The organism is Paenibacillus sp. MMS20-IR301, from assembly GCF_032302195.1.
Taxonomy (GTDB): domain Bacteria; phylum Bacillota; class Bacilli; order Paenibacillales; family Paenibacillaceae; genus Paenibacillus_AQ.
Map to the genome: position 1 here is coordinate 4,933,212 of NZ_CP135275.1, position 22,982 is coordinate 4,956,193.

Genomic DNA, 22,982 nt, shown 5'->3' on the forward strand with positions numbered 1-22,982 from the left:
GATTCAGCCTCCTTATATTAGTCCCCTACCGGACAAAAGATCTAAAGATTTTACAGAAACGCACCGAAATAATGCTCCACCGCTTCCCGGGAATACCTGTCATTCCCCTGCCACTCCGCCACCGATTCATAATCCGAGCTCCCGCCTCTGCGCTTCCGTGGAGTATCAAGCGGCACTAATATCCCGGCATAACCCCAAATCTCCATGAGTACATCCCGTTCATTCTTGCTCGAAGGAACTATATCCTTCCACCGCTTCTCCAGCATCCGCGCACCCTCATAATCCCCGCAGTCCTGCACCGCTTCCAGCATACCAGAGAGAATCGCCACATCCTCGGCAGTACTCTCAACAGGTTCTTCTTTACTGAATAATTCAAGATCCATCCAGCAGTAGACGAGCCAGTTCAGACGAATCCCGCCCCACTTCACCCGTTCGAAATTCAGCACGTTCAAATCCTCATTCCCATAGTCCCTATCAGACATTAACCTGTGAAAATTACAATCCCCGCAGCTGCTATAATTAGGCCGCACCACACTCCGCTGCTCGTAGGTATGCACAGGTACACTAGAAGTCAGCGCCCAGCTCGACAGCGCACTCCGCAAATGGACCTTCTTCGTCGACAAGCTATGCAGGAACGCAGCCGCTACCCGTTCCTTGGTAATCGACCCATGCAGCTCATGCAGCCGCTCTATAATCCCGTCATGCGTAATGGTTACAGGATCGAACATCAGCCCTTTACTCTTGGCATAGTCGAAGTCGTCACCGGTAAACGGACTTGGAGTCCCCTTCCAGCCGGCTGAGGTCCAGAAGGTATTCATAAGGATTTTCCTCGCTTGCTTGTCCATGGGATCACCTTCCTTGGTTTCGTCTTAATCGGCTCTATAGCTTAGTTCTATTGTTTCTATAATAACCTGTTTTGCGGAACTCTGACGAAATTCATTTCTATCTATCTGTACAAAAGAAATAGACCGCCGGGGAGCGGTCTACTTAGTACTGCTGATAAGTGAGCTGAACCGCTCCAGGAGGTCTCCGCCGCCCGTTACCGAGATGGAGCCGATTTTGTCGCATATCTTCTCGAGGAATTCCAGCTCCTTCAGCCGGAACAGGGTCTGATTCTCGTCCATCAGCTTCGCCGTATTCAGCAGGCTGCGTGTCGAAGCTGTCTCTTCCCGGCGGGTGAGCAGGTTCGCCTGCGCCTTCTTCTCTGCGAGCAGGACGGTGTTCAGGATGTCTTTCATATCCCCCGGCAGAATGACATCCTTCACCCCTGCCCCGAGGAACCGTACCCCGAATTCCTCTTCCTTCTCCCTGATCCGGGCCAGGATGAAGGAGGCCACATCCTCTTTGTGTTTCAGGAGATCGTCCAGCTTCAGCGTCCCGACATATTCCCGGAGCAGGAGCTGCAGCTGGATGTGGATCTGTTCGTCGAACGCTTTCATCTCCAGCACGCGGTGCGGATTCACGATCTTATACTGGCAGACGAAGTTCAGACGCAGCGTAACCTTATCCTCTGTCATCATTTCCTGGCCCACCAGATCCATCTGCTGCTGTCTCAGATCGACCGTCTTCGTCAGCACCGAGACCGGCCCCTTCCAGAAATAATACTTGCCCGGCGTAAGCTCCCGCTGGAGCGTATGATCATAGAACAGGAAGCCCAGCTCGTAGCTCGCGATTTCGCTGCACTGTACATGCGGAGTAAGCTTCGTGATAATCGAGCGGTCGATTCCGGCAGGCAGCTCCGGCTGCCTGATATCCGTATGTACGAAGGTGTGCTTCTTCAGGAGATTCCAGTAGGCATACACACCCGGCTTCAGCACCTGCATGAATTGACCATCCGCATAGTGCACAACAAGCTCATGATCCTGTACGCGTACGACTTCAAGCTCCCGCAACAGTTCTTCATCCTGCAAGAACAGCTGCAGGTCTTTGCCCTCAACGCTGAACGGTTTGGCAATATTCAGTATGGTCACCGTGTGCTGCGACCAGGATAAGTAGCGGTAAGTTCCCGGCAGCAGCCGCTTCACATAACTTCCCTTATGAAAGAGCAGACCGCGCTGGTCCGCTTGAATCGTTACTTGCTTCAGCATAGTATTACCCCCTTAATGATTGGCCAATGGATGGCAGAATTCCGCTGCGGATCAGGCGGAATCACGTTTGAGACAGATGGCTGCCGGGAGGTCCGGGAGGACATTGTGATTTGAAAGCTAAACCCTGCTTCAGCCAGCCTTCGTATCCTTCTGTCCTTGCCAGATGCCTCCCCTGCTGCCCTGCTGCCGGTATCCACGGATTGCAAAGCCCTGCCGCAGTGCGCTATACCAGCCGCCGGAGATTCTGTCCATTGGTTTGCTTACTCAGATTGTGCTCAATTGTGGCTCGATGGAAATCGAGTACTATACCAATAATCGCTCCCAAGGCGATTGGGGAATCGAACCCCAAGTGGATTCTTACCAAAACGGACCGTACAGGATACCGTAACATACATGCCGGCACTGCGGGATCTTCTTGAGATCCCCGCCTCGTTACGCCGCCCGGATAAGAACCAATGTATGATGAACGCGTTCGGCGTTATCAACTTACTAAGATGCTAAGATTCAAGATGTTGCTTACAGGTTCTATCATCGCTGAACTCAGGCGAAACGAACATGGCGAAAGTATTACGACAGGAGAAAAAATTTCCAGATGGAGAATTGGGGATGCATAGAAAAAAGCTCAAGGGCAGGTGGGTTAGGCCTGCTTTTGAGCTTTTTGGGAGGGGGCAGTTCGTATATTCAAAATTTTCCATTCATGGTATAATCGCAGAAGCAATAGAAGGCTTGTATGGGCGGTCGGCTAATCTCCCGGAAGGGAGGTGATGCCTGTGGAGGTATACCAAGCATTGACGCTAATGATTTCGTTCGCGACTCTGGTTGTGTTGATTCTATCTTTCCACAAAAAGAAATAGGCCGCCCCGGTCAAAGGTAGCGGTCCTATTTCAATGGATAACCCTTTAAAGCCTCCGCCCTTAAAAGCGGCTATTGCGCAGAGAGTCGTGTGTCCAGCACGGCTCTCTTTGCCATTGTACGTTTTTTCTGCCTTTACTATACCACAAATCATTTCAAAAAGTAAGAAATTCACAGTTGCATAAACCCAAAACAAATCTACCTCAAGCATATTAGGATTTTGTATTCAGCGATCTTCACTCCGTGCGTGAATTAAAAATCACATAATCCGGCGCTGTGGGAACATTGATGGTGAATGATAGGGCAGCCGCCTTAGGAGTCGCCTGTGAAGGACCGGGAAGCTGCCGGACTACGGCCTGTCCCCGGCTGTCCACAGCGACGAACTCCAAGCGGGAAGTAGCCTTGGGAATGACAAACCCGGAGGCGTTAATCACACTAAGACTTAGCCGGAAGCTCTTGCCGTCGGTAGTCTGCGTCAGCAGTGTAGGGTAGAAGGGATGCTGATGCTCCCCGCCCAGATCTCCAAACGGGGTAACGCTCTGCCAAGCCTTAGCCTGCGGCAGCTCCGTATCCCCCCGGCCCTGCACTAGCAGTACGTTTCGGCCTAGCACGTTGGACATGTTCTCCCATTTCACCTTCTTCAGCGCAGTGAGGAGAGGATTCATGGGCACAAACAGCACGCCCTCCCGCAGCTGCGGGGACGCCCCAAGCGCTATAGTGCTGCCGTTTCCGGTTACCGCTGTGGCCTGTCCGGCCCGCAGCTGTCCCACACTCTCACCAAGAAGCGATACCGTGGAGCTCTTTGTTGCGGCATCATAGGTCAGCTGCGCACCCAGCGCACCTGCGAGCGCGCGGACAGGAACCATTAATCGGCCTGCCTGCATATAGGGCGCCAGCTTGCCTGGGAACAGCACATATTGGTTATTGATCATTACCGGCATGATCTGGCCTCCTGCTACCGGCGCAGCCTGCGCAGGAGCCGCCGTATGAATTGCCGGCAGCAGACCTGCACATAGCAGCATAATCAAGGTTTTCATAACCAGCCGACACAATGGATGATGGCGATCATTCATAATTGTTCTCTCCCTTTACCGTTTATAATTTGAATAGAATGAAATGCTTAAGGTCTGCACTCTTCCTGGATGCTTTCAAATGTTCCGCACTTCTATCACCCGACCCAAATCCACATACTCTGCATAATCTAGCTTCACCTTAACTCTGCCCTTACGGCGTTTCTCCCGCCACTCACGCAGCGCATCCTCCGTTTCCAGACGGAGCCCGGCAAGCTCTAAGGCCCGGTTCAAGATATACTTACTGGTGTAGAGCACCGTATAGATCCCTTGTCCACCCAGTGCAATAGGGGCGGCCAGCATCTCAGAGCGAGTTATAGGCCGTGTGTATCTACGTCAAGCCCTCCCTTTGCAACTAATTCCTTTAGCTCCAGTACCAGCCCTTCATCGTCTAATTGAGCAAGCTCTTGAATTCCTTCTCTTGCTCCCAATTTAATTGCTGTTGTAATAGTAACCGGATACTTCCGGTCATCCCAAGTATACGAAGCGATCAACCAGCTAAGAAGAGTATTTTCATATTGATCATAGACATTTAAATCTGCGTGATATTGACTAAGCAGTTTCAGCATTCTGGCACGTTCTTGATCGCTTCCTTTAAATCCAATTGACCCCAATATATGAACCGGAGTTTCAGCATAAGTACCTATAGGATTTGAAGATAGATTAGGGTCCGCACCTTTTCTTAACAATAACTCCACAACCTGATATTCATTATTACGAATGGCAAAACTCAATGATGTATACCAGGTAAACGGGTTTTTAAAATTCACATCAGCGCCATGTTCAATAAGTACTAAAGCAATCTCGCTATACTTATTCGTCTCATCTAAATAATCCTGGACCAAGCCACCAAGCAGCAGGGAGTTTTTATCCCATTTCATATTTGGATCTGCTCCGTCTGCCAAAAGAGAAGCCACTAAAGATGTATTAGCAACTTGAACCGCACTAACCAAGTCTTGATTCAAAACAGCTTTATTTTTTTTATTTGGCAAATTGATTATAGCTGCCTGCAAAGTATGCTCCCAGTAAGCCTTGTTGCCAAACAATTCAGCTATGCCTTCTGCGGAAGCATATAATACCCCATTGCTTTTTTTAAGAGGGACGTTCATTTCCTTATACTTCTTGCCATTTTTATTAACGACCGTGCTATCCAGCTTTAACGTAAACGAAGTGGAATTACCAAATAGTGCTGTAAGTACTCGTGATTGATCATTCCATTTAATATTTTTCTTAGCAACCCCCTGTGATTGTAAGAGATCAAATACCGGATATAATATCTTGTTGTTCATTTTTATCACTGGAGCATCTAATTTATAGAACTTCCCGAATACAATTAATCGCGCAGTTTGAATAACATTTTCTTCAGCAAATACCTTCTCACTTTGTATCGGGATAGAAATAAGGAACATTGCCAAACTTAGTGCACATAATGTAATGATATTTACCATTTTTTTAATCATGACATCTATTCCGTTCTATAGTAGATTAGGCTTTCCGTTTAATCTCAATTTTCGCAAAGCTTTCTTTGGCCTGAGATTATTGCCCCTGAGTGCTCGCTCAAGGAAATCTTTCATCTTGTTACAGTCCTTGATTTTATAACGGTCAATATATTTTTCTTAACGGTATTAATGTCCGTGTCTCTGAATCAAATTGATCGTAGTATTGCGTAACTAATTCCGCGAGTAAATCCAAGTCTATTAAAGATAAAGGGATGTTAGATCTTTCCGCTTCATACTTGGCTTCTTTGGTGAATCCGCCAGTAGACACATAAATCCCCCGATCTCCTACTCTTAATCCTCCAGTAAAACTGCGTATTTGATTAGATCCCATAGTGCCTGAACGGTGCTTTACTTCCACTATAATTCTGGGTTCTTCAAGCCCGAGACCATCAGGGGATGCAAATATATCTCTTCCCCGGTCCGGCCCTTTAGGTGATATTCGTGTCTTGTAGCCCATTCCTCTTAGGATGCCCGCAACAAGTTCCTGCATCTGCTCCCAGTCTAACTTAGCAATCTTATCTTTGATAAATTCATTGGACTTCTCAATGACGTCTTCCTTGATGATCTCTAACTCTTCAGCTTCTTCCTCCGTCTCTGCTTTCACAGGCTCTGTTGGTTGATCTGGTGAATTACCTCTTGATTGTCCAGTTTCCATTTGCTTGAGTAATTCCTTCTGAACATCGTTGGGTATAGCTATAATAGTCATTATGGAACCAAGAGTATTCCGGGCGCTTGCCGTCAAAATATCTCTAGATACAGTTCCCTCCCAATCTATTCTGCGAATATGGGGCTTATCTGTAATATAATTTAGAGTACGTCACCTTCAAAAGCTTCTTCATCTCTTGTAAAGTTTTCACTGCATTAATGTTACCCAGTTTTTCCCAACCAATTGCCACAGCTTGTTTTCCTTTAAATTCATCAATAAGGTATGCTCTTTCCCCTGCTCGTACAAGCCACATATTTTTCATAGTTGACCTCCCTTTATTCTTTGTACATGAAGCTTGCGAATCTCGGCATCGGTAATAGGATTTACAATATGTATGGTAATTCGACAATATGGGAATATATCCCTTCCAAAAATAAAAACAAGAAAAAAGACTGTCGTACTGACAGCCTAAACAGGAGTATACATATGCACTTTGATTAAAATTTAATCTGAGGGATCAGAAGGAGTAGTTAAGGCATTTGCAAGCTGCATACCATCCTTTAGTGCGGTCACTTCATTTAATCTGCCTTGCATCGTTTGTGCAAACCATGCCGGAAAGCTCACCATATCTCCTCCATCATAGAAGTTTAAATGACAAGCCTCTAAATGCCGGTTCTTTTCTTGATACATCTGATTAATGATTTCATCCACCTTACGGCTCTGAGCTTGAACCGCTTCATTGCCGCTAAGCGGAACTCCCTGCTCCAGTGATCTCTGCCCAAGTTCGTTCAGCTTGCGTTTTTCCTCCTCATATTTCTGACTCAAGTGCTGCATTCCAACCCCTCCCTTCTGGAAAAGCTATATCTGTAGACGTCATTTACTTAATAAGAAGAACAATATGTTTTTATGTTACGCATATGCGTACCATACTTGGAAATATTATACGGTACGCTTATACGTATAGTCAAGATTTAGACTCAACTAAGTGAGGAGATTCTTATGGGAAAGAGAGTCATCGTAAAAATACCTCAATTAACAAAAAAACATGGAATCTCTCTAAGAGAGCTATCAAGAATATCCGATGTTAGGCACGCTGCTTTGAGCGAATTGGCCAACAATAAAAGAGAAGGTATTAACTTTAATCATATCATTAGGATTGCAGAGTCTTTAGATATTGACGATATTCGGGAGATTATTGATTTGGTGGATACAGAAGATACAAATTGACCATTTTCTCAGCATCCCTCGCTCTTATAAAGCACCAAAAAGGCTCCAAGGTGGACGCAATAACGCATCCATTTTGGAGCCTTCAGTATGCAATACAAGGATTGACCAACATTACTAGATCCCGAAAAACTCTGCTCCCGCCGGAATTCCCATTGGTCCGAACGGGAACGAGATGAGATCCAACGGTTTTGACAGATCCCAGAACCGCCGGAAGGGGCGTTGTTCTCCCACCTGCGGATGTTCCTCCGCCAAGTACAGTCGAACCTTCCACACCTTCAGCCGTGACAACCTTCGCATGTTCCCAAAGACCCTTCGCGGCTCGGAAAAGTGAAGGTTGATTACAAGCTCGAATCCGGTCGACACCGTTCCACGAAGATTTGGTACATCCGTACCTACGGCATTATGATCAATAGCTACTTCAATTCCGGAAAGAAATAAGCAACCTCCGCTTCATATCTGTCCTGTGCCGACAGGCAGGTGTCCAGCAAATATCCTTTTTCCGAAGAGTACTCCTTCAGGCCGCGGTAATAAAACAGCTTATGCTCATGGTCGATGATAAAGGGGAGTACCCCATTTTTCAAACATTCCTTGAACAGGATGATCCTACCGACACGACCGTTTCCGTCCTGGAAAGGATGGATGCTTTCAAATTCATGATGGAAGTCTACGATGTCCTCAAAGGAAATAATGGGTTTTTGGTGATACATGGTGAGCAGCCTCTCCATCGCGCTTGTCACTTTTCCCGGAGCAGTCGTTTTCATATCTCCTACCACATTGGGCCTGGCTTTGTAATCCCCCACGCGGAACCATTCTTTTCTTTCATCTGAAGTATTTCTTTTTAAGATTCTATGGAATTCCTTGATCATTTCTTCGGATAAGTCTTCATGTGCAAGGTTCAACATATAGTCAAAGCAGGCGAAGTGGTTTACCGTCTCAATAATATCGTCAACACTTGCTGTTTCTTCAGGTTCTACGTTTATTGTGTTGGTTTCATAAATATATCGGGTCTGATCCTCAGATAACCGGCTGCCTTCGATCCGGTTGGAGTTATAGGCAAGCTTAATTTGGGTCTGATGGTACAGCCCTCCTTTAAGCCCCATCTTCATTTCTTCCTGTAAGAGCTCTATTAATGTTTCATATTTCATCCACATTTCTCCCAGTAAATTCAGAATGATTCCATGTATCTTAACAGCCAAAATAGCCTTACCTAATTGTTATCATTATAGCATTCTCTATTGTAAAATATGCAGTTGTGCGAGATTCGGTCTGAGCTAGGCATGGATCCCGCCAAGAACAAAAGAGGCCGCTACAGATCTATATCGTAGAATAGTAGAGAAGATTGAGGCCGTTATACACGATATGCACCACGACCCCGGGCCAGATGGAACCCGTCTTACGGAACAGTATACCATTCAGGATGCCGACCATGAATGCGTCGAACAGTATGACGTTGAATCCATGAACGACGCCGAAGATCGCAGCGCTGCCGACCACGCCGACCCATGCTCCATAACGGTTCAGCGCATTGGCAATAACGCCACGGAATACAAACTCCTCGCCGAGCGGCGTGAGGATAGCGCCAGTGATAAGCAGAACGAAGAGTGAGAGCGCGCCGCCTTGCGCCGCTGTCTGGAAGTCCGCTTGGTTGTTCAGCTCGGTGATGAAGTGAAAATAGACCCCCTCTATAACGAAGCATCCGCCGAACGCGACAATACCGAGGGCGACTCCCACAAGCAGCCATTTCCGTTCGATCGCCCGGAAACCGAAAGCGCGCAGATCGCGAACCCGCAGGGCGTAGGCTGCGAACAAGGCGGCGAGGCCAACGAGACCATTGCCTACACCCCCGATGTTAATTCGCAAGATGGCTTGCTCGTCAGGGATTTGCGACATCCAAAGACCGAGCATAATAATGCCGATCAGATAAAGACCCAGTGCAGTTAGGGTCTCTGGCCAGCCAGGTCGGGCTTGGGGCATAGTGGACGTGGAAGAGCCAATTACCTCCATCCGTTCCTTTTCAGTTTCAGACAATTTTCGAACATTTTTCACGGGTGTACACCTCTTTGCATCGTTATGCGTAGATAACGACTTATTTAGTATATAAGTTGAACCAAAGGAATTCATTTCTACATTGTCAAAAAAAGAACTTCAACCTACGCTAGAACTTTTCCTACTTTGAAAAAAGGTTACTGGAAGAGAAAATCGCTCACTTGCTCTTCAAAGATGAGTCGATGATCCGCGATTACCAAGCGCTTCAGCATACGTGTTTTCTCAAAAGCAAGCCACATGTCATCCAGACAACAGGCAAACATCGTGGTGTTAAACGATCACAGCCGTCCCGCTTACGGCAACCATCAGCATGCCATCGCGAATGACTTCATAATCAATGTCGACTCCGACAATCATATTAGCTCCCATCCCTGAAGCTTTCTGAGTCATCTCAGCAAATGCCGTATCTCTCGCTTCCTGAAGCTTGCCTTCGTAAGCGCCCGAACGCCCCCCTACGAGGTCGGTAATCGAAGCCTTAAAGTCTCTGAATACGTTGGCTCCTATAATAACTTCACCGGTGGCAATGCCCAGATACTGCCTTATCGGGGAACCTTCAATAGTTGATGTAGTGGTTATAATCATAAATTATCCTCCTCAATTGGCCTGGCTATAGGGTAATACTTTTGTTGCTGTTCTCCGCTTCAGGCCCCACCGGCCTTTTTCGGATGAGCTTCGATTGGGCGCTGCCAGCTTGGTTCAGCATCCACTTGCCGGTATCCTCAATGACCTCGGCTCAACATGTCACCGAGGCTGAGAACGAAAATGACGACATGAATACAACAAGAGTTGCGGTGACTAGGGACGATCTTCTCATAAACCAATCCTTTGTATGTTCGAATAGCTTTCTCACCCCTACCCTACCAGTCCCAATGAAACAGAACCTAAACGGATAGACAAACATCAGCTTAATTTCACTCCCGCCGTTTAGGTTCTGTTAAAGTGATTATGCTACTATGGAAATGGGTGAAAACAATGACAAGTCTATCCGATTTTAAAATCGCAATCGTCGACGACGAGCCTTCGATTGTCACGATGCTGCAAATGGTGCTCCGCAGGGAAGGGTTTCATCTGCTGTACGCGGCTTCTACCTGTGCGGAAGCTCTCGATTTAGCGAAGCGTGAAGCCCCCGATATCATCCTGCTCGACATCATGCTCCCCGACGGCAGCGGCCTGGAGCTCTGCTCCAAGCTCCGCAAATACGGGAATCCGCATATTTTGTTTCTGACGGCCAAGGCTTCCGATCTCGATGTCCTGCGAGGCTTCGCTATGGGCGGGGACGATTATATCACGAAGCCCTTCAATCCACTGGAGGTGACCGCAAGAATTCAGGCACGCCTACGGCGGCTGGAGCCAGAAACCCCGACGTCCAGTCCGGCGAAACGGCCCGATCCGGGAATTTATCGGTTTGGCCGCTTCACCGTCAACGAGGCGGAGGGCGAACTAATCGTGGAGGGACAGCCAGTTCCTTGCCCCGCGCAGGTGTTCCAGCTGCTGCTGCACTTTTGTAAGTTTCCCGGCATCGTATTTTCCAAAACACAGCTCTACGACAAGGTTTGGGGGATCAACGGACAGGGCGATGATTCGACGGTAATGGTGCATATCCGGCGCATCCGAGAGCGGATCGAGATCGACCCCGGTAATCCGAAGCTGCTGCTTACCGTACGCGGGCTTGGCTACAAGCTGGTGAAGGAGCCGCAGGAGCGATGAAGATCCAACAGCGCATGGCCTTCCACTTCACGTATCAATTGATTTTTTATGCCCTGCTTATGGTGGCTATTACTCTGGTTGCCTGCATCTTGTTTTTTCAGAACATGACGAGTAATGAGATACGCCGGAACTTTCCGGTTGGCGTCCTCCAACAGATCGCTCAAGAAGCTCATTACAAGCACGGTACGATTCGGATCTCCCCCGAGTGGGACAAGCTCATCGAGGAAAAAGGCATGTGGCTGCAGGTTGTCAGTGCCGAAGGAGGGGTGATCTACGCCGTCAATACAACTCCGCATCATACGCTGCCGGCCTCCTACTCCATCGCTCAACTGCTCGATATCCAAGAGACACGGACGTTTGGGACGTATGCCGTACACACTCAGCTTAATTTTGCTTTCCAAGACCCGCTTCTGTATATGCTGGGCTATCCTAGTCCTGACCTTGACCAGCTCGTTACCTGGTTTGATGCCTACGGGCAGCATGGAATCGTGCGTAGCGAAGCGGTTTCCCACCTGGACCGGCGGCTGCGCGAAACCGGCAGCTATCTGCAGGTGATCGACCCCGAGAGCCATATCATACAAGGCATCGGCGATGGAGCATACGTGCAGAAGGCGTATCGACAGCTGGATATCCTGGCCATCCAGCAATCGCCCAGCAACTATGACACGAATATTGTCGCCCATCGGGACAAGCGGAGTGGAATGACGTGGATTCTCTATACACCCCATGCAGCGGGAGTCCCTCTGAAGCATCCTGTGATGGAAAAAGCAACGCGTGGACTCGTCCGGATTATAGTTCTGATCCTGCTCTTGGCGCTGCCGATTTCCATCTGGCATGGCTACCGCTACGGTCAGCCGCTGATTCTGTTCGCAGGCTGGTTCGAACGTATGGGCCAGGGACAGTACGACCAGGTACTGACCGCCAAGGACATGCGCAAGGTATTCCGCCGCAACGGCATGATGCGCATCCGCTACAGGCTTTATAAGGAAGTGATTGAATCCTTCTATCAGATGACTCATCAATTGGCTCAGATCGAGAAGGAACGCGAGAGGCTGGAAAAGGCGCAAGCGGAGTGGATGTCAGGGATTTCCCACGATCTGCGCACGCCACTGGCCACAATTCAAGGTTATGGGTATATGCTGGAGAGCTTGCCTGAGCAATGGAGCCAAGAGGAACTGCGCATCATGGGCTCGACGATCCGGGAAAAGGGGGATTATATGCTGGAGCTGATCTCCGACTTCTCATTGATTCATCAGCTCAAGCAGGGCGATTCTATCATGAAGTTTCGGGAGATCGACTTGGTTGAGCTGGTGCGCTGCTCCGTACTGAAGTACGTCAACGACGCCATGATGTCTGAGTATCAGTTTCACTATGTTGGGGAGGAGTGTCCCTTGCTGATACAGGCCGATGAAACCTGGCTGATGCGGTTGATGGACAATTTGCTGTCCAACGCCGTGAAGCATAACCCTCCTGGCGTGATTGTCAACGTCTATGTCGGCAGGATGAACGACAAGGCATGTATACGAGTAATCGATAATGGCAAAGGGATGGACGAGGAAACGCTGCATCATTTGTTCAACCGCTACTACCGGGGAACGAATTCCGATGAATCGACGGAAGGCTCCGGGCTCGGGATGAGCATCGCCAAAACCATCGTGGAAGCGCATAGCGGCGAAATCCAGGTAAAATCCAAAGTGTGGCAAGGCACAATAATTGAGATCTTATTGCCCAACTGAGCGTTTAGCTGGGAACAATTATTCCCTGTGTAAGCGCTCAGCTGAGCAGAATCAGGACACCGCTCTTTCTCCTCTCTAAGGGGAGACTGATCTGTATGCACAACACGATTCGACATGTGTGGAGTAAGCAGAGTCAACACATACAACACAATTAACGGGAACGCCTAAAAAACACCCTCCCGATATACTTCAAACGTACCGAATACAGCAAGTGCAGCCATCACGGTAATTAGGAAGCTGCTGATTATCATAATGATTTGGCCTCCCGTTACTTCAAATATTCCTTACCTCCACAACCCTCCCCAGATCCACATACTCCGCATGATCCAGCTTCACCTTAACTCTGCCCTTGCGGCGCTTCTCGCGCCACTCGCGCAGCGCATCCTCCGTTTCCAGACGGAGTTCGGCAAGCTCCAAGGCCCGGTCCAAGATATACTTGCTCGTATAGAGCACCGTATAGATCCTTTGTCCTCCCAGTGCGATAGGGGCGGCCAGTTGCTTCCAACCCTCAACAGTAAACCGCACATACAACTCTTCCTCGCTACCCGGCCGACAAGGGACTTCCTTAATCTCCTTACGCCGCAGCACCTTCCAGTCCGCTAACTTCCCTACCCAGTGAATGCCTGTTTTAGCGGGATCAATGAACTTCTTCCGGGATTGGCACATGGCAATATATTCGATCTGGGTAAGTATCTTCTGGCTGGCCAGATTCTTAAGCGGCATATGATAAAAAGCTTTCGCTAGCGCCACCCCCACCTGCTCCGGCCCCCGGACAGAACCGACCAGCACATTCTTGCCCGCCAGCTGATCGGCATAATATTCCCTCGTCCCGCGTGGACGCGTTGAGCGTTCGTAGGCTTTTTCCGGACTGTCCCGGATAATCTCATCCAGGAATTGCTCCACCAGGCTTGTGGAATTCGGCAGGAACGGGAAGGCACCGATGTTCAGCAGCTCAATGCTCTTGTAGAAATGGTGGCTCTTATACCGCTCCTCATCCGGATACGGAAACAACACATATGCCCCAAACATGCTTCGCTCATATTCCCCGGAGCCCTTCTCCTGATACACTATCGCGTCCCGATAACGGTGCATCGTATTGATGTCGTCCTCTTCCGGCCCCGGCTGTCTATACTTCCTCTGGTAAGGCGTATCTTCATATGCAGGATTCAAGCGGTATTTCGCGTCAAAAACATACTTATACTCCTTGATCTGTCCCGCATCCCTCTTCTTCAAGGTGAGCACATTATCCGGGCGCTGGCTCAGCGTCGGGGTCCTATCCGTATCAGGAATCGCATTATAAAAGAGGATGAATTGCTCCCCGTTCACCGGGTTCTCATAGACCATCTTCGCGCTCTGCGAGCGGTCCAGCGTCACAAAAATCCCGTTCCGGTTCACCCTAATCACATCCTGCTTCACCAGCTTATACTTCTGCCCCAGCAGCTGATTCAGCTTGAGGAAGCACCAGTATTCATAGAGCTGCGCGACATCCTTCATGGATAGGCGGAACAGGTCAGATTGGATCGACAGGCCCTTGAGCAGCATGAGATAACAGCGATAGACCTCGCGGTATCCCGGCGCCATCTGCAGCACCAGCGTAACAGACATCTGCTTCAGCACTCCGGCCTCACGCAGGAAATCCATTTTAAGCACGCGCTCAATTTGCGTCAGCATCGAATCCAGTCTTTTGATCAGCACAGGATCGGGGGTCCGGCTTGTCTTCTTCCAGTGAATCTTGAGCTCCTTCAGCTTCCGATGAACCCGTTCCAGCATCCAGCGGATGAACCGGTTCTCGTTCGTATCATAGGCGAGGCGCTTTCGCGTCTCCATTAAGTGCGTGGCTGCGTAGCTCCGATTACCAATGGTGATGAATCCATGGTTTGGTTCTTCCCTTAATCGTTCAGGATGCTTCGCGAGCTCGCGGATGTTCTCTCTTCCGGCTTGTTTGACCCGGTTGGCGTCCACCAAACGGCGATCCTGGAGCAGCGCAACATTAGGGTTCTTGTTAATCCGCTCAACTGCATCGAGGAGTTGCCCGAATATATGCTGGAGGATCGTAAAAAACTCCGTCAAGCTCTGATGCTGCGTCTCCCGCAGTCCCGTTAACTGGTAGGTCCGGCGCAAGAAATCAAAAGCCAGATTATAGATCTGCTCATTCACTTCATTCAGAAGGTTCTGGTAATCCAGCTTGTAATCCATCTTCGAGGGATAGATCTCCATCTCTACCCGCAGCACCGTCTGCCCCTCACACCGAATCTCCCACTCCGTCAGCCCCACCTCATTCCCGAAGTTCAGCACCCCCGCAAGAATCGAATCGCCTAGAGGCTTAACCGCCTGCCGCAGCAGCACATTATCATGGTAGAAGGACAGCTTACCCGCCGCCTTACTCTGAATCACCAGTTCATACGACTGCGTCTCATAAAAACAAGGAAAGACAGCCTCCCCCGGCTGCCAATCCACCATCCCGTAAGCTTCAGGGGAAAAGATTTTGATCTGCACATCTCCGAGCCTTTCGGAGCACACAAGCCCAAGCTGAGCATTCACCCACGCCTGATCCGGGGAACGATGAAGCTGCAGCGTCTCCACCGTGGGATGGTAGGGCCGCCCCTGCACATATAGCGTAAAAAGCTCCGTCTCGATACGGAGCAATTCCACCGCCTGATTAAGAGAGCCAGAATGAAGTGAACCCATCTTCCTCCAGCCTCCTTAGCATGTAAGCCAATTTGCGTGCACTCTGCGTATGCTTAGCGTCAGGCGGATTCTGCCCGGCAGCCCATTTCATATAGAGCCATGAGGCATCCTCCATGAGGTCATCAACTTTTACCGTTATACCGGCACTATCCCCTATCGCAACCTTCATTAGGTTAAGCAGCACTCGGCGCACCGAAGAATGACTTCCTTGAATGCGCGGTAGAATCTTTTGCAGCAATTGCCAATCAAACGCCTTGTCTTCCTCCATCAGGCCATAACGTTCGTTATAAATCATATAGAAGCAAATCGCATCCCGGACCCGGAAGCCCACATGAGCGTGAATGTCCTCCAGCAGCGTATTGATCTGAACCAGCCTGTCCGTTGTGCGGACAACGAGCTCTCGATGAGTATCATAGGCATCCACCAGCTGCAAATAATCGGAACGGATGAATAGATGGTTCAGCTCTGTTAGCTCAGCGGGATCACCAGCCTCCTGCCCAGTCTCTTGCGGATACTGCTGCAGATTAATGTAATTGAACTCCAGTGTGTTGGCGCGGTCGAGTACTTTTTTGCTAAAAGGATGCGTCGTCTCGTCCATATTCACTGTCCCGATCAGGAACACATTCTCCGGGATGCCAAGGCCACCATAGGTTTCTTGATCCTCAGGCGTACCCAGCAAGGTAGGAGAGATAAGGTCCTGCGTCTGAATCTGCCCCTCCCGCCACTCCTGCGTCTCCAGCACACTCAGCATATCACTGAAATAATGCTCCACCCGGGCCAAATTCATCTCATCCAGGCAGATAAAATAAGGCTTATGCCGATTCTCCGTCTGCCGCGCATCCACGAACACCTTTGTCATCGGACCCGGCTGGAACCTGCCCGCCAGATCCTTATACCCCAGAAGATCCGCAGGATCACTCCAATCCGGCCGTACCGGAATCAAGGTATACTGCCCATTATCCCGCGTCGCACCAAGCGCCTCCGCAAACAGCTTCACCAGCCGTGTCTTCCCCGTCCCCGATATCCCCGCAAGGATAACAAAAGGCTTAGCCTTTAATGAGAGGTAGAAGTTCTCGATCAGATGCTCAGGGAAAAAGAAGCCTTGGCGGCGGATGTGGGATTGGATTTGGTGGAGGACACCTGTAATTTCCTCATCCTTCAGTGGCTCGGCTTGTTGTGGCAATAGTTCCACTTCCTCATCAAGGGCTTCGTCATCACTGGGAGCGGTCGCCGATTCCACATATAGACGGTAATCTTCGATTACGTTCTCAAGATCTTGAATGAGCTGCTCATCATTCGGAACGCTTCCCCGCTCGTACTTAATGTAAGCGACCGTCGATACCTGATAGTCTTGTCCTAATCCGCTATCCACGAGACGAATGTTCTCATCCTTATTCATATTGATCAGAGCAAGAAGGTCTAGAAGCGCTTTTTTGCGGTCTCTCAGATAAGCATAGCCGTCTCTGCGCCCCTTCTCTTGAATTGGTTTCGTTACGCCCTGATTAAACGTAAGATACACCGCACTCATGTCCTCAGCAAACAGATACACAACATATTCCCCATGTTGAGTCGTTTCCGTGATTCGTTTATCCAGAATAGCCAGCCAAGGAACCGTCGCCCAATTCCCTTGTCCAACCGAGCCTTGAACCTTGTATTGCTCATCTATGAAGGGTAACGCTTTAAGCTCGGAAGGAAGGGTCTGACGAAACAATGTACCCAGAGGATGACCCGCGAAAATCTCCTGTTTGGCAGAGGAATACTCTGCCAGGATTTTCTCCAAATAACCTTGCAAAGAAAAGCGCTGCAAAGCAGCGTTGTAAGATCGAAGTTCTTCACTGGCAAGCCGTTCTAACTGCGAAAGCTCCTCTTCCCCAAACTGCCTGTGAATCTGACTATGAAACCCTATCGTGTTATCTTCCGAATTCACAAACAAAATATGCGAGAGTGCATTAACAGGGCTGTTAATGATATCCTTCAGCTGGCTTTTGGGAGCTTCTCTCCATAACTCTCGCCCTGGTGGCAGATCTACCCGGTTCCCTCTGTCCTGTTCGGCGATGAAATAGTTAAGGAATCGCTGCTTAACGCTATCGAACGATACGCGCTCCTTATGAGAGGCTCTTAGCTCTTCGATCAAGGATAGGATCAGGACCATCTTATATGATTTTTGCTTGCGCTTGAAAATCTGTGCGATTGTTTCCGGTAATGGCATGGAGTCCTCCAGGATCGTTATTGATTTTGAAGTCTAGGATTACTTAAGAAGACTTTCAACGGCCTTGTTACAATATATAAGGTAATTCGACAATTTGGGAATGTATTCCTTCCAATCATGCAAATAAGAAAAAGGACCGTCGCTTGGACAGCCCCATCATATTGTACAAAAACATTTAAACTTATAACGGCCAATATATTTTCCTTAACGGTACTAACGTTCGTGTCTCTGAATCAAATTGATCATAATATTGCGTGACTAATTCCGCGAGCAAATCCAAGTCTATTAACGATAATGGGATATTCGATCTTTCCGCTTCATACTTCGCTTCCTTGGTGAATCCACCAGTCGATACATAGATCCCCCGATCCCCTACCCTTAATCCTCCGGTAAAACTACGTATTTGATTAGATCCCATACGGCCTTCACGGTGCTTTACTTCCACTATAATTCTGGGTTCTTCCAGTCCTAGACCATCTGGAGATGCAATAATATCTCTTCCTCGGTCGGGCCCATCAGGTGATATTCTCGTCCTGTAGCCCATTCCTCTTAGGATGCCAGCAACAAATTTCTGCATTTCTCTCCAGTCTAATTTAATAATCTTGTCCTTTATAAATTCATTAGACTTCTCAATAACGTCTTCCTTAATCAGATCTAATTCCTCTGCTTGTTCCTCCGTCTCAGCTTTTACAGACTCTATGGGTTGATTCGATGGATTATTTCCTGCCTGACCAGTTGCCATTTGCTTGAGCAATTCCTTCTGAACATCATTGGGAATAGCTATAATAGTCATAATAGAACCAAGTGTATTTCGGGCACTCGCTGACAAAACATCCCTGGATACCGTCCCCTCCCAATTCACTCTGCGAATATGGGGCTGATCCGTAATATAATCAGGTTTATATTCATAATTCGAATGAATTCTTCCTATGTAATAGAGACGCTCTTCCGGATTATAAGTGATTACAAGATCATCTATTTTAAATTCACTTGCAAAACGAAAAATCTGGCCAGCAGTAATGTTGATTTTACCATCCTTATATTCAGGATACGTCACCTTCAAAAGCTTCTTCATCTCTTGTAATGTTTTCACTGCATTAATGTTACCTAATTCTTCCCAACCAATTGCCACAGCTTGTTTTTCTATAAATTCGTCAATAAGGTATGCTCTTTCCCCTGCTCGTACAAGCCACATATTCCCCATAGTTAACACCCCTCTATAAAAGTGATGATTTCAATAATTCTTGCTCCCTTTAATTCTCTGTACATGAAGCTTACGAATCTCTGCATCTAAAATATTTGCCTGAACCAGATGATCATATATGGTCTGGGCTTGTACTGTAGATATAGGAGGATCAGGTGCTGCCGTCTTCAAGCTAATCAGCTTCCTAGAGATAAACTCACTTAGTTCCACATCATAGACAACCAGTTCGTCCGAATGAATCTTCCGCAGCTCAGGATCAATACTGAACCGACACCTCATTGTGAATGAGATCAGGGAGACAAACTTTACTGCCGCTACCCCTTTTATCAGACTCTCTATGGCCTTGATATGTCCGTAGTTTTGCTTCAGTGGATTATACATCTTATAACGATTGCTCACTGACCATTGTTGATCCGCCCGTCCACCTTTAATTTCCCCGATATAGTTTTTCGTCTCAATGACAAATAAGCAATACGGGGAAATAACAATATGATCAATCTGAGCATAGCCTGTTCGGGACTTGGGATTAGGGAGCATCAGATCGCTTAACGATTTGCACTCCTTAGGTAACTGATCCAGTTGAATGTTGATTTTATGCTCGCCTAGCTCACCAATTCGTGTGGAGGCAACCTTTGATTTGGGCTTTGGAGTTTGTGCCTTAGTCGCAGCCTGTGGCGGTTTAGGGTTTGATTTTTGAAAGAGTGCCCTTAGTGCTTTAAACATAGTCCAACCTCATATCATCTGGATTTACAATATGTAAGGTAATTCGACAATATGGGAAGGATTACCTCCCCAAAAACACCAAGAAAAAAGACTGTCGCATGGACAGCCTAATAATAAAGTATGCATTTATCACTCTTTGCTCTGATACTAATGTACTTTTACATCATGTTTCACAGGACATGTCTTAGTCCGAGAGAACTGAAGAGGCAGTACAGGCATTTGCAAGCTGCATACCATCCTTAAGCCCTTGTAGATATAAGCGTTCATAAATAACGGCTTGCTTCAATTGAAGCTTGTCCTCCCAGTACTCAAACTCTGGCATATGTGCAATGTCCATGGACTCAAATAATGCTTGAAAAGCTTTGCTCTCTTCTTCAAAAGGAAGTCTAGGCTCGGACTGATACTCGATCTGTGCGGTAACCTCATTCAATCGACTTTGAATCGTCTGTTTAAACCATGCTGGAAAGCTCACCACATCCCCTCCAAGACAGAATTTCAAACGAAATGAAGCTGTATGTCCACTTTTTTCTTGATACATCTGATTAATAAGTTCATCCACCTTACGACTCTGAGCCTGAACTGCTTCATTGCTGCTTAGCGGAATCCCCTGCTCCAATGATTTATTTCCGAGTTCATTCAGCTTGCGCTTCTCCTCCTCATAATTATGCGTAAGATGTTGCATCGCACCCTCTCCTTCCTGGGAAAGCTATATCTGTAGACGATGTACAGAATTTTAATGCGTTTATCGGTTTATTTCATTTTAATTCGATATTCGCATTAAAACAACACTTACCTCGCATACAATTTGGTTAAATTGTGAGGTGACACGGAAATGAGACATCGCAAAGAGCCCCCAGGTAACAAAAACATCATCGGGACCCGAGTTGTAGCTATTCGAAAAGCTAAACGAATGAAGCAAAAGGATTTCCTTGCGAGGTTGCAAACTTTCGGTTTAGATATAAGTCCAACCAGTTTGTCTCGCTTGGAGGGCCAATATAGGCTTGTACAGGATTATGAGGTGGTGGCTATTGCGAAGGCGCTAGAGGTTTCTGTTGGGGAGTTGTTGGGGGATGGGTGAAATAGTGAAGGAGACAAATACTATTGGAAATTGAAAAACTTTAATTCTCCAATTTTACGCTATTTATGCTACGGTTCACCGTAGCATAAATAAGGCGAAATTCAACCAGAAGCCATTGTGCTCCCAATAGAGCATTTTGACTTTATCTCGCTGACGGTTGCAGAAGACAAACAGGTAGGGAGCGAAGGGATTGAGCTGAAAATGTTCTTGATCGAGGACGGCGAGCCCGTCGATAGACTTACGTAAATCTGTGCTACCGCTGGCTAAATAGACCTTCTCGGGCAGCGTCAGCATATGGGCTCCAGGGCTTGAACCACTTGACGAAGCAGCTCGGGAGAAAAACCCTCCCGCACGTCAAGAGTGGCCGGACCGAAGCGAAGGGTCAAGGAGGGAGCCCGAGGTGGCGGAGATACGGTAACCGGGATAAAGTGAGGCGTAGAAGTGGAAGGTACGCTGGAATCGATTTTGCGTAACCAGTATTTCAGTTGATGCAGGGTCCCCCCCTGTGCTTCCCACCATGCAGCCATGGTGCGGCCACTGGCTCGATAGTCACGGATACGTTCAGTCCACTCATACTGGCGTTGTTCGGCTTTGATCATCTGGCAAATCTTCTCGATTTATAATATGCCTATGATCTCATGCTTTGCCGGGGGGTTATAAGTGGGTTAGGTTTGATGCTTACCGACCTATAGTCATAGCATTATGATAGAGAAGAAAAGTTGCTGTTAAAGTGGTATGGTTAAGTCAAACCAACTTTTTAACAGCAACATTATTTATGTGGGTTTTCCCCATAACGGGTCTATCGGCAAATAATTCGAAAGGGGCTGCCGCGGCAGCCCCTTTGTTTCTAAGTTCTATTATCTTAGGGTTCGGTGTGCTGGTCTGTGTATAACCCAAAACAAGGAATGACACACACTGAACCAGGCCCCCCTATTCTACCGTGACCTGACCGTTCATAAGCATAGGCAGGAGCCAATCACGTAGTTTTACGAGCTCTAGGTTTTCCTGAATACAAATTTGTATCTTTTTATGCAAAGGTGAACCAAGTACATTAAACTGATCAATTATACTTTCGGGTGGTATTACAATTTTGCTTTGTGATAGGTGGTCTGATGTAATATGACCCATTGTTGTTTTACGGGCTTCTGCCATTCTTACAAAGTTAATAACATAGGATGATAACTGGTGATATACATACTCTTTCGAAAAATAATCCCTAGGAACAACTTTAAAAATATGTTGGTTCAATCCAGCATGACCACCATTCCAATACATTACTTCGAGTGTGGCAGACCAAGAAAATAGGATATCTCCATTCTCTATTTTATTCTTGTCTGGAATATTAATTGAAATCTTCTCAGTATCTTTGTTAATGCCTTGATGCATTTCTTTAATTTTTATTACAGGAAGGAAATCTTCACCTTCTCTAGGGCGATATTTCTGACAAGCCAACCCGTTTATATAGTCAGCTATATCATATAAATCCCCATCTTTCCATCCCTTTGGTATCTCTCGCTTTAACTGCTCATTCCAGTCCATTTCACCTCCAGAGGCTTTGTATGGGTTCCCGTTTGCATCTGGGAAGTCAAACTGGGTGAACCAATAGTCATACAGCAAATCTAATTGTTTCTGTAAGTTATCGCTTATCTTTTGATTTGTATCGATTTTCTCATCAATAGTCAAAAGTACATTAACTATTTTTTTCTGTGTTTCAAATGGAATAAGCGGTATTGTATATGATGGAAAATCTTCAATCGAAATTCGATTTACTGTACTTCCTTTAATAATCTTACTATTAATAAACCCTGTCCATTCTGGGGAACGAAAATAATAGTATAACCATCTTGTATCAATATATTTGCTTGTATTTCGTATAATGGCCAATCGCCTTCCAAGACAGCCATAGAAGCCTTCTGGAATAATTGCGTATCTGCCCAATGTGGCTTCGTATGAAAACACTATATCAAGAGGTTTTGGCGTAACGCGCTTAGTCCATTTTACATAATCTTCATCAGATAAGTGTGCATACTCAGTTGGGTCTAATTTCCCGTCAGCAGTAATTGCATTAATACCTAAATAAATAGGGCCTATTTCTGTTTTCTTAGGAGTTGCATGTGGGCCGTCATAGATTGTACATATATCACTAATTGGAATTCTTCGAATCATTTCTATCTCCTTATAGCTTAAACAATATATTTTTATGAACCAGT

Annotated in this window: 25 protein-coding genes and 1 pseudogene; 6 read left to right on the forward strand and 20 right to left on the reverse strand. The window is 47.3% G+C overall.

Features of this window, described 5'->3' with window-relative positions:
* Positions 1-50 precede the first annotated feature (50 nt).
* The 3 genes from LOS79_RS21090 to LOS79_RS21100 form a co-directional block, all read right to left on the reverse strand.
* On the reverse strand, positions 51-845 hold the full coding sequence (locus tag LOS79_RS21090) for a hypothetical protein (RefSeq protein WP_315412084.1): 795 nt from the start codon (positions 843-845) through the stop codon (positions 51-53).
* A 138-nt stretch (positions 846-983) separates the two neighbouring features.
* Complete coding sequence (locus tag LOS79_RS21095; protein ID WP_315412086.1) at positions 984-2,087, reverse strand: slipin family protein; 1,104 nt, start codon at positions 2,085-2,087, stop codon at positions 984-986.
* 129 nt (positions 2,088-2,216) lie between these two features.
* A complete protein-coding gene (locus LOS79_RS21100; protein ID WP_315412087.1) occupies positions 2,217-2,339 on the reverse strand; it encodes a hypothetical protein in 123 nt (40 codons plus the stop codon).
* 303 nt (positions 2,340-2,642) lie between these two features.
* Between LOS79_RS21100 and LOS79_RS33090 the strand changes: the two genes are divergently transcribed.
* On the forward strand, positions 2,643-2,852 hold the full coding sequence (locus LOS79_RS33090; protein ID WP_397386674.1) for a hypothetical protein: 210 nt from the start codon (positions 2,643-2,645) through the stop codon (positions 2,850-2,852).
* A gap of 32 nt (positions 2,853-2,884) precedes the next feature.
* Positions 2,885-2,941 carry a hypothetical protein gene (locus LOS79_RS33095; RefSeq protein ID WP_233882814.1) on the forward strand — a complete coding sequence of 19 codons (57 nt, stop codon included), beginning with the start codon at positions 2,885-2,887 and terminating at the stop codon, positions 2,939-2,941.
* Between the two features lie 234 nt (positions 2,942-3,175).
* On the opposite strand, the gene LOS79_RS21110 is transcribed toward LOS79_RS33095, so the two are convergent.
* From LOS79_RS21110 to LOS79_RS21135, 6 genes are all read right to left on the reverse strand, one after another.
* The gene (locus LOS79_RS21110) at positions 3,176-3,976 is read right to left on the reverse strand and encodes a copper amine oxidase N-terminal domain-containing protein (protein WP_315412090.1); all 801 of its coding nucleotides are present in this window, start codon (positions 3,974-3,976) and stop codon (positions 3,176-3,178) included.
* A gap of 111 nt (positions 3,977-4,087) precedes the next feature.
* Positions 4,088-4,312 (reverse strand): hypothetical protein, encoded by a 225-nt coding sequence (locus LOS79_RS21115; protein ID WP_315412092.1) that lies wholly within the window; start codon positions 4,310-4,312, stop codon positions 4,088-4,090.
* Positions 4,313-4,323: 11 nt separating this feature from the next.
* Entirely contained in the window at positions 4,324-5,469 is a 1,146-nt protein-coding gene (locus tag LOS79_RS21120) for a stalk domain-containing protein (RefSeq protein ID WP_315412094.1), read from the reverse strand.
* Positions 5,470-5,611: 142 nt separating this feature from the next.
* Entirely contained in the window at positions 5,612-6,214 is a 603-nt protein-coding gene (locus tag LOS79_RS21125) for a restriction endonuclease (protein WP_315412096.1), read from the reverse strand.
* Between the two features lie 85 nt (positions 6,215-6,299).
* Positions 6,300-6,476, reverse strand: a complete 177-nt coding sequence (locus LOS79_RS21130; protein ID WP_315412098.1) for a hypothetical protein — start codon at positions 6,474-6,476, stop codon at positions 6,300-6,302.
* A gap of 182 nt (positions 6,477-6,658) precedes the next feature.
* Entirely contained in the window at positions 6,659-6,988 is a 330-nt protein-coding gene (locus LOS79_RS21135) for a hypothetical protein (RefSeq protein WP_315412099.1), read from the reverse strand.
* A 165-nt stretch (positions 6,989-7,153) separates the two neighbouring features.
* Between LOS79_RS21135 and LOS79_RS21140 the strand changes: the two genes are divergently transcribed.
* On the forward strand, positions 7,154-7,381 hold the full coding sequence (locus tag LOS79_RS21140; RefSeq protein ID WP_042172826.1) for a helix-turn-helix domain-containing protein: 228 nt from the start codon (positions 7,154-7,156) through the stop codon (positions 7,379-7,381).
* A 413-nt stretch (positions 7,382-7,794) separates the two neighbouring features.
* Here LOS79_RS21140 and LOS79_RS21145 read toward each other — a convergent pair whose 3' ends face one another.
* Positions 7,795-8,526, reverse strand: coding sequence for a Fic family protein (locus LOS79_RS21145; protein WP_315412101.1), 732 nt, complete (start codon positions 8,524-8,526; stop codon positions 7,795-7,797).
* A 169-nt stretch (positions 8,527-8,695) separates the two neighbouring features.
* Positions 8,696-9,427, reverse strand: coding sequence for a CPBP family intramembrane glutamic endopeptidase (locus LOS79_RS21150; protein WP_315412102.1), 732 nt, complete (start codon positions 9,425-9,427; stop codon positions 8,696-8,698).
* 131 nt (positions 9,428-9,558) lie between these two features.
* Between LOS79_RS21150 and LOS79_RS33100 the strand changes: the two are divergent.
* A pseudogene (locus LOS79_RS33100) lies at positions 9,559-9,702 on the forward strand (IS630 family transposase); the annotation flags it as partial.
* Here LOS79_RS33100 and LOS79_RS21155 read toward each other — a convergent pair.
* Entirely contained in the window at positions 9,698-10,009 is a 312-nt protein-coding gene (locus LOS79_RS21155) for a YbjQ family protein (protein WP_025708861.1), read from the reverse strand. The pseudogene LOS79_RS33100 and the gene LOS79_RS21155 overlap by 5 nt on opposite strands.
* A 390-nt stretch (positions 10,010-10,399) precedes the next feature.
* Between LOS79_RS21155 and LOS79_RS21160 the strand changes: the two genes are divergently transcribed.
* Positions 10,400-11,134 carry a response regulator transcription factor gene (locus tag LOS79_RS21160; RefSeq protein ID WP_315412105.1) on the forward strand — a complete coding sequence of 245 codons (735 nt, stop codon included), beginning with the start codon at positions 10,400-10,402 and terminating at the stop codon, positions 11,132-11,134.
* The gene (locus LOS79_RS21165) at positions 11,131-12,870 is read left to right on the forward strand and encodes a sensor histidine kinase (RefSeq protein WP_315412106.1); all 1,740 of its coding nucleotides are present in this window, start codon (positions 11,131-11,133) and stop codon (positions 12,868-12,870) included. The genes LOS79_RS21160 and LOS79_RS21165 overlap by 4 nt, the downstream gene beginning before the upstream one ends.
* A 273-nt stretch (positions 12,871-13,143) precedes the next feature.
* On the opposite strand, the gene LOS79_RS21170 is transcribed toward LOS79_RS21165, so the two are convergent.
* From LOS79_RS21170 to LOS79_RS21200, 8 genes are all read right to left on the reverse strand, one after another.
* Positions 13,144-15,558, reverse strand: coding sequence for a DUF2357 domain-containing protein (locus LOS79_RS21170; RefSeq protein WP_315412107.1), 2,415 nt, complete (start codon positions 15,556-15,558; stop codon positions 13,144-13,146).
* On the reverse strand, positions 15,530-17,767 hold the full coding sequence (locus LOS79_RS21175; protein ID WP_315412109.1) for an MrcB family domain-containing protein: 2,238 nt from the start codon (positions 17,765-17,767) through the stop codon (positions 15,530-15,532). The genes LOS79_RS21170 and LOS79_RS21175 overlap by 29 nt, the downstream gene beginning before the upstream one ends.
* 181 nt (positions 17,768-17,948) lie before the next feature.
* Entirely contained in the window at positions 17,949-18,971 is a 1,023-nt protein-coding gene (locus LOS79_RS21180; protein WP_315412110.1) for a restriction endonuclease, read from the reverse strand.
* Positions 18,972-19,001: 30 nt separating this feature from the next.
* Positions 19,002-19,694: a nuclease-related domain-containing protein gene (locus tag LOS79_RS21185; protein WP_315412111.1), complete on the reverse strand. Its 693-nt coding sequence runs from the start codon at positions 19,692-19,694 to the stop codon at positions 19,002-19,004.
* 184 nt (positions 19,695-19,878) lie between these two features.
* Complete coding sequence (locus LOS79_RS21190; RefSeq protein WP_315412113.1) at positions 19,879-20,376, reverse strand: hypothetical protein; 498 nt, start codon at positions 20,374-20,376, stop codon at positions 19,879-19,881.
* A gap of 471 nt (positions 20,377-20,847) precedes the next feature.
* The gene (tnpB, locus tag LOS79_RS21195) at positions 20,848-21,066 is read right to left on the reverse strand and encodes an IS66 family insertion sequence element accessory protein TnpB (RefSeq protein WP_315412115.1); all 219 of its coding nucleotides are present in this window, start codon (positions 21,064-21,066) and stop codon (positions 20,848-20,850) included.
* The gene (gene tnpA / locus LOS79_RS33105) at positions 21,060-21,371 is read right to left on the reverse strand and encodes an IS66 family insertion sequence element accessory protein TnpA (protein WP_397386675.1); all 312 of its coding nucleotides are present in this window, start codon (positions 21,369-21,371) and stop codon (positions 21,060-21,062) included. Before tnpA ends, tnpB begins: the two co-directional genes overlap by 7 nt.
* A 331-nt stretch (positions 21,372-21,702) precedes the next feature.
* Positions 21,703-22,938, reverse strand: coding sequence for a restriction endonuclease subunit S (locus LOS79_RS21200; protein ID WP_315412116.1), 1,236 nt, complete (start codon positions 22,936-22,938; stop codon positions 21,703-21,705).
* Positions 22,939-22,982 lie beyond the last annotated feature (44 nt).